The sequence below is a fragment of the Streptomyces bullii genome (assembly GCF_042657145.1).
GTDB classification, from domain to species: domain Bacteria; phylum Actinomycetota; class Actinomycetes; order Streptomycetales; family Streptomycetaceae; genus Streptomyces; species Streptomyces bullii.
Map to the genome: position 1 here is coordinate 73,997 of NZ_JBHSNY010000013.1, position 16,132 is coordinate 90,128.

The 16,132-nt window shown below is 73.4% G+C and carries 14 protein-coding genes and 2 pseudogenes; 8 read left to right on the forward strand and 8 right to left on the reverse strand.

Annotation, left to right across the window (positions count from 1 at the left end):
* The first annotated feature begins 114 nt into the window (after positions 1-114).
* Positions 115-507 carry a VOC family protein gene (locus tag ACFPZJ_RS32495; RefSeq protein WP_381029180.1) on the forward strand — a complete coding sequence of 131 codons (393 nt, stop codon included), beginning with the start codon at positions 115-117 and terminating at the stop codon, positions 505-507.
* Positions 508-859: 352 nt separating this feature from the next.
* Here the strand turns inward: ACFPZJ_RS32495 and ACFPZJ_RS32500 are convergent, their stop codons facing one another.
* Positions 860-1,156, reverse strand: a complete 297-nt coding sequence (locus ACFPZJ_RS32500) for a DUF4235 domain-containing protein (RefSeq protein WP_381029182.1) — start codon at positions 1,154-1,156, stop codon at positions 860-862.
* Between the two features lie 65 nt (positions 1,157-1,221).
* Positions 1,222-2,247 (reverse strand): glutathione S-transferase family protein, encoded by a 1,026-nt coding sequence (locus tag ACFPZJ_RS32505; RefSeq protein WP_381029185.1) that lies wholly within the window; start codon positions 2,245-2,247, stop codon positions 1,222-1,224.
* A gap of 109 nt (positions 2,248-2,356) precedes the next feature.
* Between ACFPZJ_RS32505 and ACFPZJ_RS32510 the strand changes: the two genes are divergently transcribed.
* The gene (locus tag ACFPZJ_RS32510; protein ID WP_381029188.1) at positions 2,357-3,316 is read left to right on the forward strand and encodes a cation diffusion facilitator family transporter; all 960 of its coding nucleotides are present in this window, start codon (positions 2,357-2,359) and stop codon (positions 3,314-3,316) included.
* A 76-nt stretch (positions 3,317-3,392) separates the two neighbouring features.
* On the opposite strand, the gene ACFPZJ_RS32515 is transcribed toward ACFPZJ_RS32510, so the two are convergent.
* On the reverse strand, positions 3,393-3,836 hold the full coding sequence (locus ACFPZJ_RS32515) for a nitroreductase family deazaflavin-dependent oxidoreductase (RefSeq protein WP_381029190.1): 444 nt from the start codon (positions 3,834-3,836) through the stop codon (positions 3,393-3,395).
* Between the two features lie 259 nt (positions 3,837-4,095).
* Positions 4,096-4,728 carry a LysE family transporter gene (locus ACFPZJ_RS32520; protein ID WP_381029584.1) on the reverse strand — a complete coding sequence of 211 codons (633 nt, stop codon included), beginning with the start codon at positions 4,726-4,728 and terminating at the stop codon, positions 4,096-4,098.
* Between the two features lie 274 nt (positions 4,729-5,002).
* Between ACFPZJ_RS32520 and ACFPZJ_RS32525 the strand changes: the two genes are divergently transcribed.
* From ACFPZJ_RS32525 to ACFPZJ_RS32540, 4 genes and pseudogenes are all read left to right on the forward strand, one after another.
* The gene (locus ACFPZJ_RS32525) at positions 5,003-6,199 is read left to right on the forward strand and encodes a cytochrome P450 (RefSeq protein ID WP_381029192.1); all 1,197 of its coding nucleotides are present in this window, start codon (positions 5,003-5,005) and stop codon (positions 6,197-6,199) included.
* Between the two features lie 14 nt (positions 6,200-6,213).
* Positions 6,214-6,414: a ferredoxin gene (locus ACFPZJ_RS32530; RefSeq protein ID WP_381029195.1), complete on the forward strand. Its 201-nt coding sequence runs from the start codon at positions 6,214-6,216 to the stop codon at positions 6,412-6,414.
* 228 nt (positions 6,415-6,642) lie between these two features.
* A pseudogene (locus tag ACFPZJ_RS32535) lies at positions 6,643-6,741 on the forward strand (DUF1348 domain-containing protein); the annotation flags it as partial.
* A 56-nt stretch (positions 6,742-6,797) separates the two neighbouring features.
* Positions 6,798-7,331 carry a flavoprotein gene (locus ACFPZJ_RS32540; protein ID WP_381029198.1) on the forward strand — a complete coding sequence of 178 codons (534 nt, stop codon included), beginning with the start codon at positions 6,798-6,800 and terminating at the stop codon, positions 7,329-7,331.
* Positions 7,332-7,409: 78 nt separating this feature from the next.
* Here the strand turns inward: ACFPZJ_RS32540 and ACFPZJ_RS32545 are convergent, their stop codons facing one another.
* Positions 7,410-8,228 carry a phytanoyl-CoA dioxygenase family protein gene (locus ACFPZJ_RS32545; protein ID WP_381029201.1) on the reverse strand — a complete coding sequence of 273 codons (819 nt, stop codon included), beginning with the start codon at positions 8,226-8,228 and terminating at the stop codon, positions 7,410-7,412.
* 65 nt (positions 8,229-8,293) lie between these two features.
* On the opposite strand from ACFPZJ_RS32545, the gene ACFPZJ_RS32550 reads away from it, so the two are divergent.
* Both ACFPZJ_RS32550 and ACFPZJ_RS32555 read left to right on the forward strand, forming a co-directional pair.
* The gene (locus tag ACFPZJ_RS32550; RefSeq protein ID WP_381029204.1) at positions 8,294-9,337 is read left to right on the forward strand and encodes a helix-turn-helix domain-containing protein; all 1,044 of its coding nucleotides are present in this window, start codon (positions 8,294-8,296) and stop codon (positions 9,335-9,337) included.
* A 426-nt stretch (positions 9,338-9,763) separates the two neighbouring features.
* Positions 9,764-12,028, forward strand: a complete 2,265-nt coding sequence (locus ACFPZJ_RS32555; RefSeq protein ID WP_381029206.1) for a ricin-type beta-trefoil lectin domain protein — start codon at positions 9,764-9,766, stop codon at positions 12,026-12,028.
* Between the two features lie 14 nt (positions 12,029-12,042).
* Here the strand turns inward: ACFPZJ_RS32555 and ACFPZJ_RS32560 are convergent, their stop codons facing one another.
* The 3 genes and pseudogenes from ACFPZJ_RS32560 to ACFPZJ_RS32570 form a co-directional block, all read right to left on the reverse strand.
* Positions 12,043-13,299, reverse strand: coding sequence for an SLC13 family permease (locus ACFPZJ_RS32560; protein WP_381029586.1), 1,257 nt, complete (start codon positions 13,297-13,299; stop codon positions 12,043-12,045).
* Between the two features lie 88 nt (positions 13,300-13,387).
* Positions 13,388-13,552, reverse strand: a pseudogene (locus ACFPZJ_RS32565) (DUF4232 domain-containing protein); the annotation flags it as partial.
* A 19-nt stretch (positions 13,553-13,571) separates the two neighbouring features.
* The gene (locus tag ACFPZJ_RS32570) at positions 13,572-15,956 is read right to left on the reverse strand and encodes a SpoIIE family protein phosphatase (RefSeq protein WP_381029209.1); all 2,385 of its coding nucleotides are present in this window, start codon (positions 15,954-15,956) and stop codon (positions 13,572-13,574) included.
* Positions 15,957-16,132: the final 176 nt, after the last annotated feature.

Below are 16,132 nucleotides of genomic sequence, written 5' to 3' on the forward strand. Positions count from 1 at the left end.
CACTTCGTCGCCTCCCGCACCGTCGGCCGACTGATCCGGCCCGGCCGGGATATCCGCTAGGTACAGGGCCGCGAGACACGACCGTCCCGCGCCCCATACCCCTGCGGAGGAGAGATGGCACTGGTGAATGCGGGCGTCGTGGTGCTCGACTGCGCCGAGCCCGAGAAGCTCGCGATGTTCTACAAGGAGCTGCTGGAGGCGGAGGAGACCGACGCGACCGCGAACCGCGTCGAGATCAAGGGCGCCGACGGCTTCCGGCTGGCACTGCGCCGCGACATGAACGCGACCCCGCCGAGCTGGCCGCGCCCCGAGAACTCCCTCCAGGCGCACCTGGAGTTCGTCGTCGACGACCTGGACGCGGCGGAACGCCGGGTCGTCGGCCTCGGCGGCCGTCCGATGGAGACCAACCACGCCCCCGGCCCCCTGGAGGAGCGCGGCTACGCCGACCCGGCGGGCCACTCCTTCGTCCTGCGCCGCACCCCACCGACGGCCCCCAAGCAGGGCTGAGACACCGCGGCGCCCGGTGCCGCACCCGGCCCTACGTGGTCCTGCCCCCCGTCGGCACGCGTCCTGCCCCGTCGGCACCGCGACCGGGCCTTCGCGGGTCCTGCTCCTCCGGGCCCGGGCCCTGCCTGGCGGGGGCTGTCCCTGCGTGAGCCCGTGGTCTCTGCCCGCCACTGCCCCCCAGCGCACCACTGCCGGCCTCATGCGGCCGTCCCGTCGGCGGTTACCTGAAAGACCGTCGGCCTCATACGACCGCCTGCGGCCGGAAGGACCGTCGGGCCCACACGCCCACCGGCGGGCCCGGAAGGACCGTGGTCCTTCCGGGCCCGCCGGCGGTGTTCGGTGCGCGGCCGGGTCAGTCCCGGCCGCCCTTCTCGCTGGCCGGCCACGTGCCCGTCGAGCGTTCGATGGCCTTGGCGCCCGCGCGGTCCACGGCGCTGCGCACCACCGCGAAGATGGCGCCCTGGATCGCGGCGGCCAGCAGGATCTCGCCCCAGCCGCGGTCGCGGTCCAGCGCGTCCGGCGCGTCGTCCTCGTGCCGGATCACCTGCCACGTCTTGCGGAAGGCGAGACCGGCCAGCCAACCGCCCGACCAGCCCAGCACGAACCCGACGGGCTGGTAGGCGAGGGGCAGCTTCTTCTTCTTGGCCACGTGGATCTCCTTGGTGAGTGGGTGAGCAAGGGTGAATGGGGGTGAGTGAGCGGGGACGGTGGCGGTCAGGGGCGGCCCTGCGCCGGGACCCGTTCGCCGTCGCGTACCGGCCCCGGCGGCGTCCCGTTCCCGAACGGCCGGCCGCCCAGCTCCTCACGGTGATGGGGCGTCAGCCATCCGGACAGATCGGGGCCCAGGGGCACGATCCGCGTCGGATTGATACCGGTGTGCACCTGGTAGTAGTGCCGCTTGATGTGGTCGAAGTCGACGGTGTCCCCGAACCCGGGCGTCTGGTACAGGTCGCGCGCGTACGCCCACAGCACCTCGTTCTCCGTCAGCTTCCACCGGTTGCACTTGAAGTGGCCGTGGTACACCGCGTCGAACCGCACCAGCGTGGTGAACAGCCGGATGTCCGCCTCGGTGATCGTGTCGCCGACGAGGTACCGCTGCCGCCGGAGTCGCTCCGCCAGCAGCTCCAGCCGCCGGAACACGGCCGCGCACGCGGTCTCGTACTCCTCTTGGCCGGTGGCGAAACCCGCCCGGTAGACGCCGTTGTTGACGTCCTCGTAGACCTCCGCCGTCACCGCGTCGATCTCGTCGCGCCGCTCCCGCGGATACAGGTCGGGCGCTCCTTCCCGGTGCAGGTCCGACCACTCGGTGGCGAAGTCGAGAGTGATCTGCTGGTAGTCGTTGGTGACCAGCTTCCCGCTGGGCACGTCCACGATCGCCGGCACGCTGACCCCGCCCGGATAGCCGGTCTCCCGTTTGTCGTACGCCTCGCCGAGGTAGCGGATGCCGAGCACCGGGTCGCGGCCGTCCGGGTCCAGGGTGAAGCGCCAACTGCTATCGTCCTGGACCGGGTCGGCGACGGCGAGGGACACGGCGTCCTCCAGGCCGAGCAGCCGACGGGAGATCACCGCCCGGCTCGCCCAGGGGCAGGCGCGGCTGACCACGAGCCGGTAGCGGCCGGCCCCGACCGGCCAGCCGTCGCGGCCGTCCGCGGTGACCCGGTCCGTGAAATGCGCCTTGGACCGCTTGAACGCCCTCCTGCCGTAGGCGGTGTTGCCTGCCTCCTCCTCGTCGCGGCTCATGGTGTGGTCCTCCTTGCGTACGAATCGTGCTGGTGACGGTGTTCCCCGGGTTCCCCGATTTCCGTCCACGGCACGGTGTGGGCTAGGCCGACCGGGGCATCCGGCTCAGATGAGCGGAACACGGTTGGATCGGAGGACACGCGTCACCGTGCTGGTGGCGCTCGCAGCGAACCTGGTGATCGCGGTCGCCAAGGCAGTCGGAGGCCTCGCCGCGGGATCACCCGCCCTGCTGTCGGAGGCGGCACACTCCGTCGCCGACAGCCTGAACGAGATCTTCCTGCTCGCCGCGCTGCGGCGCAGCCGCCGCCCCGCCGACCGGCGCCATCCGTTCGGTTACGGCAAGGAGCGGTTCTTCTGGTCCCTCCTCGCGGCCGTCGGCATCTTCGTGATGGGCGGCTGCTTCTCCTTCTTCCAGGGCTTCCAGGCCCTCACCCAGGGCACCGAGGAGAAGCTCAGCGGCTACGTGGCCGGTCTGATCGTGCTCGGGGTCGCCCTCGTCGCCGAGGGAGCCTCCCTGTTGCGGGCCCTGTACCAGGCGCACCTGCAGGGCGGCACGGGCGACGGGCTGCGCGATCCGGCGCTGCGCACGGTCGTCGCCGAGGACGGCACCGCGGTGCTCGGCGTGACCCTGGCCATCGTGGGCATGGCGCTGCACATGGTGACCGGGCAGGTGGTGTGGGAGGCCGCCGCCTCGCTCGCCATCGGCGCCCTGCTGGTGTACGTCGCCTACCGGCTGGGCCGTGACGCGCGCGACCAGCTGATCGGGGAGGCCGCCGACCCGGAGGCGAGCGGACGGATCCGCGCCCTGCTGGAGGCGCAGCCGGAGATCGACAGCGTGGAGGCGCTGTTCACGATGAAGACCGGCCTGGACTCCGCCCTGGTGGCCGCCCGCGTCGACCTGGCGCCCGGACTGGACAGCGAGCGGGTCGAGGAGGTCGCCGTCCGCATCAAGCGGTCCCTCGCCCGTACGGTCCCCGAGGCGGATCAGATCTTCCTCGACGTGACCGACCGGCTGGCGGAGGAGGCACGAGAAAGCCCCGCCGCGACGGGGGAGCGCGGCGGGGCCTGACGCACGGATGCCCGGCGGGCGGCGCTTCATGCCTCGCGGAGAACGGAATTCTCCGGAGGGTGCGTGTCCGGACGGCTCAGTCCCTGTCGCCCGGCTCCAGGACGAACACCGGGATCTCGCGGTCCGTCTTCTCCTGGTAGTCGGCGTAGGGCGGATAGGCCGCGACGGCCCGTTCCCACCACTCGGCCTTCTCGGCGCCCGTGACCTCACGGGCCGTCATGTCCCGCTTCACGGTGCCGCCCTGGAGTTCGACGTGCGGATCGGCCTTCAGGTTGAAGTACCAGACCGGGTGCCTGGGCGCCCCGCCCAGGGAGGCCACCGCGGCGTAGCGTCCCTCGTGCTCGACCCGCATCAGGGGCGTCTTGCGCAGCTTGCCGCTCCTCGCGCCCCGGCTGGTCAGCACGACGACCGGCCTGCCCTGCATGGTCGTCCCCCGAGTGCCGCCGGAACCCTCGTACAACTCCACCTGCCGGCGCACCCATCCTGTCGGACTGGGTTCGTACTCGCCCTCAAGAGGCATGGCATCCGTCCCATCGTCGGCTCGTACGCCTGACTGGCTCTCCCGTGCAACACCCGCACGTCCGGGATTCATCCGCCCCGGACTCCGCCCTTGCCGGCACGGTCCCACGGGCCGCCCGGGGCCGCGGGCGCCTCCCGCGCGCGCCCTCATCCGGTCCGGTGGTCCGTCGGCTGCCTCGTGTGCGGGCGTGCATGCGGTGCGGTGGCCCGTCGGCCGCCTCATGCCCGAGCCCGCCCGGTTCGGTGGTCCCTCGGCCGTCTCACGAGGGCGCCAGGGCCATCCGTGCGGCCAGCACCACCATCACGCCGCTCGCCACCAGCGCCGTGACCAGCCGCCCCAGGCGGCCGGTCAGCGCCCGGCCCAGCAGGGCACCGCTACCGGCCAGCAGCAGCTGCCAGCTCGCCGACGCGGCGAACGCCGCCACCACGAACACCCCCTGCTCGACGGGCCCCGCCGCATCCGCGCCCCGGGACCCGAGCACGAGCGCCGCGAAGTACAGCACCGTGGTGGGGTTGAGGAGGGTGATCCCGAGCAGTCCCAGAAACGCCCGGCCAGGGCTCGGGGGAGGCGGGGCGGACCGGGTGGCGAGCAGGTGGCTGCGGTACTGCCGTACGGCGGTCACGGCACCCAGGACGGCCAGGGCGACCAGCACCAGCACACTCGCCCAGCGCAGCGGTCCCAGGACCGGCCGCAGCGCACCGGCCAGGGCGGAACCGCCGAGCGTGGCCGCGAGGGCGTACAGCCCGTCGGCGGTGGCGACACCGAGGGCGGCGCTCATCCCCGTACGCAGGTTCGTCCGCGCGGTGAGGGAGACGAGGTAGGTTCCGACGGCGCCGACGGGCACGGCGATGCCGTAGCCCGCGAGCAGCCCCGCGACGAGGGCGGCCGTCATGACGGCGAGGGCGTCGCCCCTCCGGGACACGGCCGCTGCCGTGACCGCGCCGAACGGACGGCGGCGGACGGCGGCAGGAGGACAGCGATCGTCGGCATGGCTGGATCCTGGCTCCCAGGGCGTCGTACGGGCAACCGGTTTTCGCGTGGCCCACGGACGGGCAGGCCAGATTGCTCTCGCCGCCGAACTGGCCGAACTTCGTGTACGCCCCATAGGTGCCCAAGGCATCTAATGAAGATCGGCACGACGCACCCTTCGTCTGCGAGGTCTTCCCATGACGGACACGACCGCACCCGTGGCCTTCCCGCAGGACCGGACCTGCCCCTACCACCCGCCCGCCGCCTACGGCCCGCTGCGCGCCACCCGGCCCCTGGCCCGAGTCACCCTCTTCGACGGCCGTGAGGTCTGGCTGGTCACCGGGCACGCCGTGGCCCGCGACCTGCTGGCCGACCCGCGCCTGTCGTCCAACCGCGAGCACCCCGGCTTCCCCATGCCCACGGCGCGCTTCGCCGCGATCCGCGCCCGCAGGGCCGCGCTGCTCGGCGTCGACGACCCCGAGCACCGCGACCAACGGCGCACGGTCGCGGGCGACTTCACTTACAAACGCGCCGTCGCGCTCCGGCCCCGCATCCAGGAGATCGTGGACGAGCGGCTCGACACGATGATCGCGCAGGGGCCGCCCGCGGATCTGGTGAGCGACTTCGCGCTGCCCGTGCCGTCGATGGTGATCTGCGCCCTGCTCGGCGTGCCCTACGCCGACCACGACTTCTTCGAGGCACAGTCCCGCCGGCTGTTGCGCGGCCCGGCGGCCGCCGACGTGGAGGACGCCCGCGACCGACTGGAGGCGTACTTCGGCGCGTTGATCGACCGCAAGCGGAAGGCCCCCGGCACCGGTCTCCTCGACGACCTCGTCCGACGGCACCCGCAGGGCGGCGCCGTCGACCGCGAGCAGCTCGTCGCCCTGGCGACCATCCTGCTGGTCGCGGGCCACGAGACCACCGCCAACATGATCTCGCTGGGCACGTACACCCTCCTCCAGAACCCCGACCGGCTGGCCGAGTTGCGCGCCGACCCGTCGCTGGTCCCCGGCGCGGTCGAGGAGTTGATACGGATGCTGTCGATCGCCGACGGGATGCTGCGCGTCGCCGTCGAGGACATCGAGGTGGCCGGGACGACGATCCGCGCCGGCGACGGCGTCGTCTTCTCGACCTCCGTCATCAACCGGGACGAGACCGTCTACCCAGAGCCGGACACCCTCGACTGGCACCGCCCGGCCCGACACCACGTCGCCTTCGGCTTCGGCATCCACCAGTGCCTCGGCCAGAACCTCGCCCGCGCTGAGCTGGACATTGCCTTGCGTACCCTCTTCGACCGCCTGCCCGGGCTGCGCCTGGCCGCCCCGGCCGACGAGATCCCCTTCAAGCCGGGCGACACGATCCAGGGGATGCTCGAACTCCCCGTGACCTGGTAAGCGGCTGACCGCACATGCGCATCGAGATCGACAGGGATGTCTGCATCGGCGCGGGCCAGTGCGCCCTGACCGCACCCGAGGTGTTCACCCAGGACGACGACGGCTACAGCACCCTCCTGCCCGGCCGCGAGGACGGCCACGGCAGCCCCCTGCTCCGGGAGGCGGCCCGCGCCTGTCCCGTCAGCGCCATCACCGTGTCGGAGACGGCGAGCTGACAGCGGCAGCCGCACGCCGACGGGGCCGAGCCGGAGCACCTGCCATGAGCGCCCGCCCGTGCTCGGCGCGCCCCGCAGCAGGCTCGTGCCGCCTCCCGCGCCTCCCGCGCGGGCTCCGCCCTCCGCGTGATGTCCGCGGAGACCACGGCACCCTCCGCCGGCAGGTGCAGCATGCCCGGCCGGCTCGTCGGCATCCCCCCTCGGCCACCAGGGAGACGAGGTACTCCCGACCGGCACGGCCTGATGACCCGGCGCGAGACCGTCGTCGACGACGTACCCATCCACAAGGCGCACCGCCGCACCCTCGGGCCGCGACCGGAGGCCGAGTCGCGGGCGCACCCGTCCGCTTCGGCGAACCCCTGGCCGTTCACTAGGGTTTGCGGGTGACCGAACAGGCCGAGAACCCCTTCCTCTACGTCGTCGTCTGCGCCGCCGGCATCGCCGCGGACGTCAGCAAACTGATCACCGCCGCGCAGGAGCGGAACTGGCAGGTCGGCGTCATCGCGACACCGGTCGCCATGAACGGTTTCTTCGACACCGCCGCAGTCGAGGCGCAGACCGGCCGCCCCATCCGTTCCGCCTGGCGCACGCCGGGGGAACCGCGCCCCTTCCCGGCGCCCGACGCCGTGATCGTGGCGCCCGCCACCTTCAACACCCTGAACAAGTGGGCGGCCGGCATCGCCGACACCCTGGCCCTCGGCACCCTGTGCGAGGCCGCGGGCCTCGGTGTGCCCGTCGCCGTCCTGCCGTGCGTGGCCGACGCGCTGGCCGCCCACCCCGCCTACCGGGACAGCCTGGCGCGGCTGCGCGCGATGGGCGTGCGCTTCGCGGAACCGTACGCCGGAGAGGCCGGGGAGGGCGGCGGCCGGCCTGAGTTCGGCTGGGAACGGGCGCTGGACCTGATCGAGCCGGCCTGAGCCACGAGCGCGGCACGCGCGCAATTCGAGCGCGCAATGGGCGGGGCAACGCCGTCGGTGCGTCGGTGCGTCGGTGCGTCAATGCGGTCCGTGCGGGGCGAACTCCGTGCCGCACGGGCCCGCGCCCTCGCTCTCCTGCAACGGCACCCGTTCCCCGCTCATCGTCAGCGTGCGGTAGTAGGCCCCGATGCGCTCGGCCGAACGCCCCACGTAGTGGCCGATGAAGGAGCGACGGAACCGGTCGGCGGTGTGGTTGGGCTGCGATCCGTGCACCAGGCTGCCGTTGAAGAACAGCACGTCACCCGGCGCCATGTCGACCGGCACCGCGCTCAGCCAGGGCGGCGGCGGCACGTACTCCCGAGCGAAGGACAGCTCGGCGTCCGCCTCCTCCGGGCAGAACAGGTCCATACGGTGCGTGCCGGGCACCAACTCCAGCCCGCCGTTGTCCCGGTCGATGACGTCGCAGGCGATCCACGCGGCCACGCACGTGCCCGGCTCCACCCGCAGGTAGAAGTTGTCCTGGTGCAGCGCCTGACCCCGGGCGCCCGGCGGCTTGAAGTAGAACATGCTCTGCGCCGCCAGCACCTCCTCGCCGAGCAGCACCTCCAGTACCGAGCGCAGCCGCGCGTCCAGCAGCACGCTCCGCGCCAGGTCGTTGATCTCGTGCGGATGCATCACCCTCGGACAGGCGCGCAGCGGATCGGTGGACGCGCGGGGCTCGAAGTGCCCGGGCACCGGCCCGGCCGCGCGCAGTGCCGCGAACTCGGCGCACAGCCGCTCGATCTCCTCGGCCCCGAACAGCCCTCGTACGACGGTGAAGCCGTCCTCCCGGTAGTGCCCAAGCCCGTCCTCGGCCAGGATGGGACCGCCGGCGCCGCCGATGCCCGTGACTGTCATGCGCGCACTCCTCGCATCAGGTGTCCTCGGCCCACCACGCTAGGCCGCCGAGTCGCTCCAGGGAGATGCCCGTGCGTGCTGACCGATTGCCCAGGACCGCTGCGGGCAGCGGGACTGCGGGGCGGGGCGGCGCTCGTGGTGCGGAGGGCGCTCCCGCCCCGGACTCCACGGGCTTCGCCGGCCCCGCTTCCCTCGGCGACCCCGCCCCGCCGCCGGGCCTGGTCGTCGTCGGCCGCTTCGAGCAGCCTGCGGGCTATCGGGTCAACCGGCCGCGCGGCGCCGACAGTTGGCTGTTCACCTGGACGACCGGTGGCCACGGTCGGCTGCGTCAGGGCGGGGTCGAGGTGCGGGCGGCCGCCGGGGACCTCGTGGTGCTCGCCCCGGGCGTGCCGCACCGGTACGGGACCGAACCCGGCACCGGGCACTGGCAGTTCTGGTGGGCGCACTGCCAGGCCCGGCCGGCCTGGCCGTCCTGGCTGCGGCCGTACGAGGCCGGGGACGGGACGTATGTCGTCACACCCACTCCGGCCGGACTGCACACGCGCGTGGCGGCGGCGTTCGGCCGGATGCTGGCCGACGCCCGCTGGACCGGCACCGACGCCCCGCCCGCCGCCGCATCCCCGGACGGGCAGATCGCCGTGGCGCACGGCAGCGCGGCCCGGGAACTGGCCCTGTGCTCCCTGGAGGAGGTCGTGCTGCTCACGACCACGACCGCGCGGAGCCCGGCGCCCTCTCCCGGCCACGACGCCCGCATCCGCCGCGCCCGGGCGCTGATCGACGCCGACCCGGGCGCACCGCACACCGTGCGCTCCCTCGCCGAGGGCGTCGCCCTGTCCCCGTCCCGCTTCGCGCACCTGTTCACCCAGCAGCTCGGCCAGTCGCCGATGCGGGCGCTGCGCGAGGCGCGGCTGCGTCACGCCGCCCGCCTGCTGGAGAGCACCGACCTGCCCGTGGAACGCGTCGCCGCCGCGTCCGGCTTCGCCAGTCCCTTCCACTTCAGCCGGCTCTTCCGCGCCCGCTACGGGATGCCGCCCGGGGCATACCGGACGGGAGGTCTCCGGCCGAGCATGGGACGCGCTATTGGTTGCGGGGGAGTCCCCGGTCGATGACACCACGCGTAGCGGGGCCGGGTGAGCTGGTCCAAGGGCGGTCGTTCAATGGTTTTCGGGTGCGGAACACCGTGTGACGAATACGCCCCGCAAATGCCGTTTCCTTAGCGGGGATTCCCTGCCGAGCGTGTTTGACACTTTGTCAAAGAGGCTTTCCGGTGTTCCCAATGCACGAAAGCGCGAGATCCCTTGTTAGGCTCGCTGAGCTGTGCAAAGGTGTGCCTCGTCGGCGTGCAGGTAATACGTCTCCTTCCGTATGCGCGAGGCCACCCCCGGTACGTGCCCAACGGTGCGCGGCTCCAAAAGAGCTGCCGTGGCGGATGTTCGGGACGCCGAACCCTGCACGGACGGATCCCCGCCGCACCCTCGGCGGATCGCATACCCCTTGGTATGGACTTTACCCCGCACGTCCCTGAGAGGAATGCCGTGAAAGACGCAGGCCTGTCGAATTCCTCGGATTCGGCCCGCCGGTTCCCCGCGACGGACGAGCAACTGAGCAGCGAGCTCAGGAAGTGGACGGGGGCGACGCCCGCCCTCCAACCCGTCGGTGAACTGCTGGACCGGCACTGGGAGGCGGCCTTGGCCTACGCCCGGTTGTGCACCGACGGCCCGCGGTCCGCCGGAATGCTCACCACTGCGGCCTTCACACGGCTCTTCGGCGAAACCCTGCGGCAGAACGGACCCACCGCCGCGTGGCGGCCCCACCTCCTGCTCACCGTGCGCCGTATCGCCGCCGAGTGGGACACCGACAACAGACGCGACATGCTCCATCCCGATCTGCGGTCCGGGACCGCTGAGCACGACCGCCTCGCCGCCCGCCTGCTGCCGTCACCGCATCGGCGTCTGCTGTCCGGCGCCTTCCAGCGGCTTCCCCAGTCCGCCCGCTGCCTGCTGTGGCACGCCGAGGTCGAGGCCGAGTCGCTCGCCGTCCCCGCCGGCCTGCTGGGCCTCGACGAGGACGGCGCCCGCGTCGAACTGGGCCGGGCGCGCGACCGGTTGCGCGAGGAGTGCCTGCAACTCCACCGCGAACTCGCCCCCGACCAGGATTGCCGTCGCTATCTGCGCCTGCTGGACGTCACCTATCGGCGCGGCGGCGTCGACCTCGACCCCGATCTGCGGACGCACCTGGAGGGATGCAACCACTGCCGGTACGGCGCGGACCAACTCGACCAGTTCAACAGGGGACTCGGTATCGCCCTGGCCGAGGGCGTACTCGGCTGGGGCGCACGGGACTACGTGGTGAGCCGGGTGAGCGGCACGGCCGGCACCGACATCGACACCGCCACCGACATCGACACCGCCCGGGCGGCACGTTGCGGCGGAGTGGTCGGGGAGTCGTTCCCGGAAGGCGGGGGCGTGGCGCATGCGCGCCCGGAGGACATCGCCGCGGAGGTGTTCCCGGATCCGGCCGGCCGCCCGCGGGGAGCGACCGGTGAGATGTCCCCCGGTCCTGTCGGTCATCCCGTGGAAGTGACCGGTGACGTGTTCCCGCATCCCGTCGGCCCGCCGCCGGTACGCCCGGAGGGCATCGCCGCCGAGGTGTTCCCCGCCCCCGCCAGCCGCCCGGCCGGACTGCCCGCCGAGGTGTTCCCCGACCCGGCCGGCCGCCCCGCAGGAGTGGTCGGTGAGGCATTCACCGACCCCGTCGGCCACCCCGGGACACTTCCCGGTGAGGCGTTCACCGTCCCCGCCACAGTTACCCCTGCGCCGCCCACCCCTGCTGCCACCGCCGACACCCCCTCCGCGCGGCGCGCCCCCACCGCACCACGCGCCACACCCCCCGTCCCCCGTACCGCTCCGCGCGCCAAGCCTCGTACCGCCCCCCGCTCAGGACCCACCACCCCCCGCCGGGAATCAACCACTGCCGCCGGTCCCGAATCGACTGACGTTCGCTCCGGTTCCCGAGCCACCACCCGCGGCGGCTCCAGCCGTTCCGCTCGGAAGGAGGCCCGTCGCGCCGCCCGGCGCCGCAATCTCACGGTGGGCATCCTCACCGTCAGCGGTCTGGTCGTCCTGCCGCTGGCCTTCTGGGCGACCGGCGGCTCCGGTGACGGGACGACCCCGGTCGGCGAGGGACTGCCCGTCGGGACACCCGACTCCGGCACGAGTCCGTCGGCCGACGACCCCTCCTGGGTCGGCACGGGCAACGCGGCGGAGGGCGCGCTGCTGGGGCGGGTGCACAACGTCTCCTCCGACCTGTGCGTCGGCATCGCCGGGGGCAAGGCGGTCCCGGGCGCGGAGACCGAGCTCACCGACTGCTCCTCGGCCACCGCACAGCAGTGGACGTACGAGACCGACGGGCTGCTGCGCAGCGTCGCGGACCCCGGCCTGTGTCTGGACTCCCGTCTCGGTTACTCGGTGCGGCTGGCCCCGTGCGCCGGCGCGTCGGAGCCGGACGCCAAGAACGTCCGCTACGACTTCACCCTCCAGGGCGCCCTGGTGCCCCGCTGGGACCAGGACCTCGCCCTGGCCCCCGCCGCCACGGACGGATCCGGTGCCCTGGTCGTGAAGACCCGCGTGGACGACGACACCCAGCGCTGGGTGATCGACACCTCCAAGCCCGATCCCCAGATGGAGTCGGTGCGCTGGGGAGCGGACGCCGGTTCCCCGGGTCCCGCCCCGTCCCCGACGCCGGAGCGGACCGCCGAGCCGTCGAGGGCGCCCGGGTCCGGTGAGGACGGCCGCCGCTGAGCCGCCGGGCTTCGTCAGCCTCCGACGACCTGGAGCGACAGCCACAGCGCCACCACGGCCGGGACCAGCGCGGCCGGCACGGCGAGCAGGCCGAGCCGGGTGAACTCCCCGAGGCCGATCCGGTGCCCGTCCCGCTGTGCGATCCGCCGCCACAGCAGCGTCGCCAGCGACCCGGCGTACGTCAGGTTGGGGCCGATGTTCACGCCGATCAGCACGGCGAGGACGGCACCGGGCCCGGCCCCCGCGGTCAGCGGCAGCAGCACCAGCACGGCGGGCAGGTTGTTGATCAGGTTCGCGAGGACGGCGGCCAGCGCGGCCACGCCCAGCAGCGCGGTCAGGCCGGTCCCGTCGGGCAGCACCCGGTGCAGCGCGCCGGCGAGCCCGTTGTCGACGACCGCCCGTACGACGACGCCGAGCGCCAGCACGAACGCCAGGAAGGCGGGGGCGGCGGCCCGCACCACCGTCAGCGCGGTGGCCCGCCGCCGCAGCAGCGCACGGCCGGCGAGCACCAGCGCCCCCGCCAGGGCAGCCCAGGCCGGTGAGACGCCGACGGCCGAGGCCACGACGAACCCCGCCAGTGTGCAGCCCACCGTCACCAGCGCGAACAGCGGCAGCCCGGGGGCCGGGGCGGCCTCGGGCGAGTGGACGGGTGCCGTCAGGTCCGCGTCGAAGAACCGGCGGAACACCAGGTACTCGGCCCCGATCGCCACCAGCCACGGCAGCGCCATCAGCGCGGCGAACCGTGTGAAGCTCAGCCCGCTCGCCGCGAACGCCAGCAGGTTGGTGAGGTTGGAGACCGGCAGCAGCAGTGAGGCCGTGTTCGACAGGTGGGCGCACGCGTACAGGTGCGGACCGGCCCGGACGCCCGATCGGGAGGCGGTGGCGAGCACCACCGGCGTCAGCAGCACGACCGTGGCGTCCAGGCTCAGGACGGCCGTGATCGCCGAGGCCAGCGCGAAGACCGCGGTCAGCAGCCGCTCCGGACGCCCGGCCGCCCACCGGGCCATCCACGCCCCGCACGCCGAGAACAGCCCCTCGACGTCGCAGAAGTGGGCGAGCACCAGCACCGCCGCGAGGAAGCCGACCACCGGCCCGAGCCGCTCGGCCTCCTCACGCGCGTGCTCCAGCGAGATCGCCCCGGTCGCGATCGCCACCCCGGCGGCCGGAAGGGCCAGCACGGCCTCAGGCAGGCCGCGCGGGCGCAGGACGGCCCAGGCGAGGACGGCGATGAGCAGCGCCACGGACAGGACTTGGTCGAGTGGGCTGTTCAGGGTGGGTCCTCCGAAGCGCGATCATGCATGCCCGCTCATGGAACCAGGTGTTGGTAAGAACTCGGCCAGGACGGCGGGCCCTGTGATGTCAGGGCCCGCTGCCGGGGCTCAGCACCGTGACGAACACCGAGGACGCGTTGCCGCCGACGGGCACCTCACCGGCCGTACGCCTCACCTTCAGCGGCCGCCGCTCGTCCGGCGGGGTCACCAGCAGGGCCGCCGGAGTGGCGGTGCGGGCACCGCTGACCTCGGGAACAAGAGCAGGGAAGCGTTCAGCTCTCGTCGAGCAGGCCCAGCTCGGCCCAGATCGTCTTGCCCTCGGCCGTGTGCCGGCTGCCCCAGCGCTGGGTGAGCTGGGCGACCAGCAGCAGACCGCGGCCGCCCTCGTCCCAGGTCTTGGCGCGGCGCAGGTGCGGAGCGGTGGGACTGGTGTCGGACACCTCGCAGATCAGCGTCGCCGCGTCGTGGATCAGCCGTAGCCGGATGGGCGGGGCGCCGTACCGGATCGCGTTGGTGACCAGCTCGCTCACCACCAGCTCGGCGGTGAACGTGGCCTCCGGCAGCGCCCAGCCGACGAGCTGCTCGACGACCTGCTTGCGGATCGGGGCGACGAGCGACGGGTCGGCGGGAATCTCCCACGTCGCGACCTGGGAGGCGGGCAGACCACGGGTGCGGGCCAGCAGCAGGGCCACGTCGTCGGCGGCGCCGCCCGCGGGGAGCAGTGCGTGCAGGACGCGGTCGCAGGTCTCCTCCAGCGAGTCGGCGCCGGCCGACAGGGCGGAGCAGAGCAGGCCGTGCCCGGCGTCGACGTCCCGCTCACGGCTCTCGATCAGCCCGTCGGTGTAGAACGACAGCACGCTGCCCTCACGCAGCTCGACCTCCCGGCTCTCGAACGGCAGGCCGCCCAGGCCCAGCGGGGGACCGGAGGGCAGATCGAGCTGGCGGGCCGGGCCGCCCGGCGGGATCAGGACGGGCGACGGATGCCCGGCCCGGGCGAGCGTGCAGCACCGCGAGATGGGGTCGTACACCGCGTACAGGCAGGTCGCCCCGACCTCTCCCGTACTGCCGTCGCCGCCGGACTCCTCGGAGAGCCGGACGACCAGGTCGTCGAGGTGGGTGAGCAACTCGTCGGGGGTCAGGTCGATGTCGGCGAGGGTGCGTACGGCGGTGCGCAGCCGGCCCATGGTGGCCGAGGCCTGGATGCCGTGCCCGACGACGTCGCCGACGACCATGGCGACCCGCATCCCGGACAGCGGTATGACGTCGAACCAGTCACCGCCCACCCCGGCCCGCGCGGCGGGCAAGTAGCGGGAGGCGGCCTCCACCGCCGCCGTGCGGGGCAGGGACCGGGGCAGCAGGCTGCGCTGCAGGGCGACGGTCGTCTCACGCTCGCGGGAGTAGCGCCGGGCGTTGTCGATGCAGACGGCGGCCCGCGCGGTGACGTCCTCGGCGAGCAGCACGTCGTCGTGGGTGAAGCCGTCGGGGTTGCGGAACCGGGTGAAGACGGCGACGCCGAGGGTCGTGCCGCGCGCCTGGAGCGGCACGGACATCGTGGAGTGGACACCGTACTCCTGGACCCGGCGGTAACGCGTCTCGTCCCAGGCGAGCCACTGCTCCAGGTCACCGGACGACACCGAGGCCATGATGGTGTGGCCCGCGACCAGCGAGTCGGCCTGGGGTGAGGAGGCCGGGTAGACGTCGACCTGGCCCGGTTTGACCACGGCCTCGGGACTGCCCGCGTTGACCGACTGGTGCGCGGCGCGGCGCAGAGCGACCGGGGCGGTGAGCGGGCCGCTGGGCTCACCGCCGTACTCCTGCGGATCGAGCAGGTCGACGCTGACGAAGTCGGCGAGCGCGGGCACGCACACGTCCGCCAGCTCCTGGGCCGTCCGCGTCACGTCGAGGGTGGTGCCGATGCGCACGCTGGCTTCGTTGACCAGTTGCAGCCGTTCACGGGCCTGGTACTGCTCGGTGAAGTCGTGGGCGGTCACGCACACGCCGCGCACCCGGCCGGCCTCGTCGGTGAGCGGCGCGATCCGGGCCAGCCAGGCGTGCGCGCGGTTCTCGCCGCCGGCCTTCATGTACGTCTGCATGTCGTGCCGCCGGCCCGTGGCCAGCACGTGCCGGATGTGCCGTTCCAGCTCCGCGTGCTGGGGCCGGCCGCCGACCTCGGTGGGCTTCAGCCCCCGTACCCGCGCGGCCGGCAGCCCGAGGAGGTCCTCCATGGCGTCGTTGACGGCGCGCAGCCGCAACCGCTCGTCGAAGATCATGGTCGCGCACGGCGACTGCGTCACGGCCGCCCGGACCAGCGGGTCGTCCAGCGGGTCGGGACCAGCGTCCCCCAGCGGGGTCACGGCGAGCCAGTCCCCGGTACCGCCGTCCGCCGGATCCCTGCGGTGGGCGAGCACCCAGACCGACACGGTGTGGCCGTCGCGGTGCCGCAGCGCGAGCGTGCCGCTCCAGCGGGCGTCGACCGGGGCGGGCGCGGGGTGCCGGTCGTCGTCGGCCAGGAGGTCGGCGGCCGGGCGGCCCACGACCTCGGCGGCCGTATGGCCCAGCAGACGGCGGGCGCCCTCGCTCCACTCGGTGAGCATGCCACCGGCGTCGATGACGGCCCGGGCCGCCGCGGCATCGTCGAACGGATGGTCCGGGCTCATCGTCGCCACTCCATTGCGCACACTCTCGGTGAACAGCCGCGCCACTCGGGTGTCCCACCCTAGTGTGCCGGAGCCCCGAGCGAGCCGCTGCCCCCGTGCGGGCAGAGCCTGGCGGCTCACCGTGCCGACACGCTCCGCTGCCCGCGCTGCATGTTCGGGTCTTTCCTGTGTCGCGC

Excerpts from the sequence above, each read along its gene's own strand:
- ACFPZJ_RS32505 (WP_381029185.1), bottom strand. The coding sequence starts at position 2,247 with ATGAGCCGCGACGAGGAGGAGGCAGGCAACACCGCCTACGGCAGGAGG.
- ACFPZJ_RS32525 (WP_381029192.1), top strand. The coding sequence starts at position 5,003 with ATGACGGACACGACCGCACCCGTGGCCTTCCCGCAGGACCGGACCTGC.
- ACFPZJ_RS32515 (WP_381029190.1), bottom strand. The coding sequence starts at position 3,836 with ATGCCTCTTGAGGGCGAGTACGAACCCAGTCCGACAGGATGGGTGCGC.
- ACFPZJ_RS32520 (WP_381029584.1), bottom strand. The coding sequence starts at position 4,728 with ATGACGGCCGCCCTCGTCGCGGGGCTGCTCGCGGGCTACGGCATCGCC.
- ACFPZJ_RS32510 (WP_381029188.1), top strand. The coding sequence starts at position 2,357 with ATGAGCGGAACACGGTTGGATCGGAGGACACGCGTCACCGTGCTGGTG.
- ACFPZJ_RS32495 (WP_381029180.1), top strand. The coding sequence starts at position 115 with ATGGCACTGGTGAATGCGGGCGTCGTGGTGCTCGACTGCGCCGAGCCC.
- ACFPZJ_RS32570 (WP_381029209.1), bottom strand. The coding sequence starts at position 15,956 with ATGAGCCCGGACCATCCGTTCGACGATGCCGCGGCGGCCCGGGCCGTC.
- ACFPZJ_RS32545 (WP_381029201.1), bottom strand. The coding sequence starts at position 8,228 with ATGACAGTCACGGGCATCGGCGGCGCCGGCGGTCCCATCCTGGCCGAG.
- ACFPZJ_RS32550 (WP_381029204.1), top strand. The coding sequence starts at position 8,294 with ATGCCCGTGCGTGCTGACCGATTGCCCAGGACCGCTGCGGGCAGCGGG.
- ACFPZJ_RS32530 (WP_381029195.1), top strand. The coding sequence starts at position 6,214 with ATGCGCATCGAGATCGACAGGGATGTCTGCATCGGCGCGGGCCAGTGC.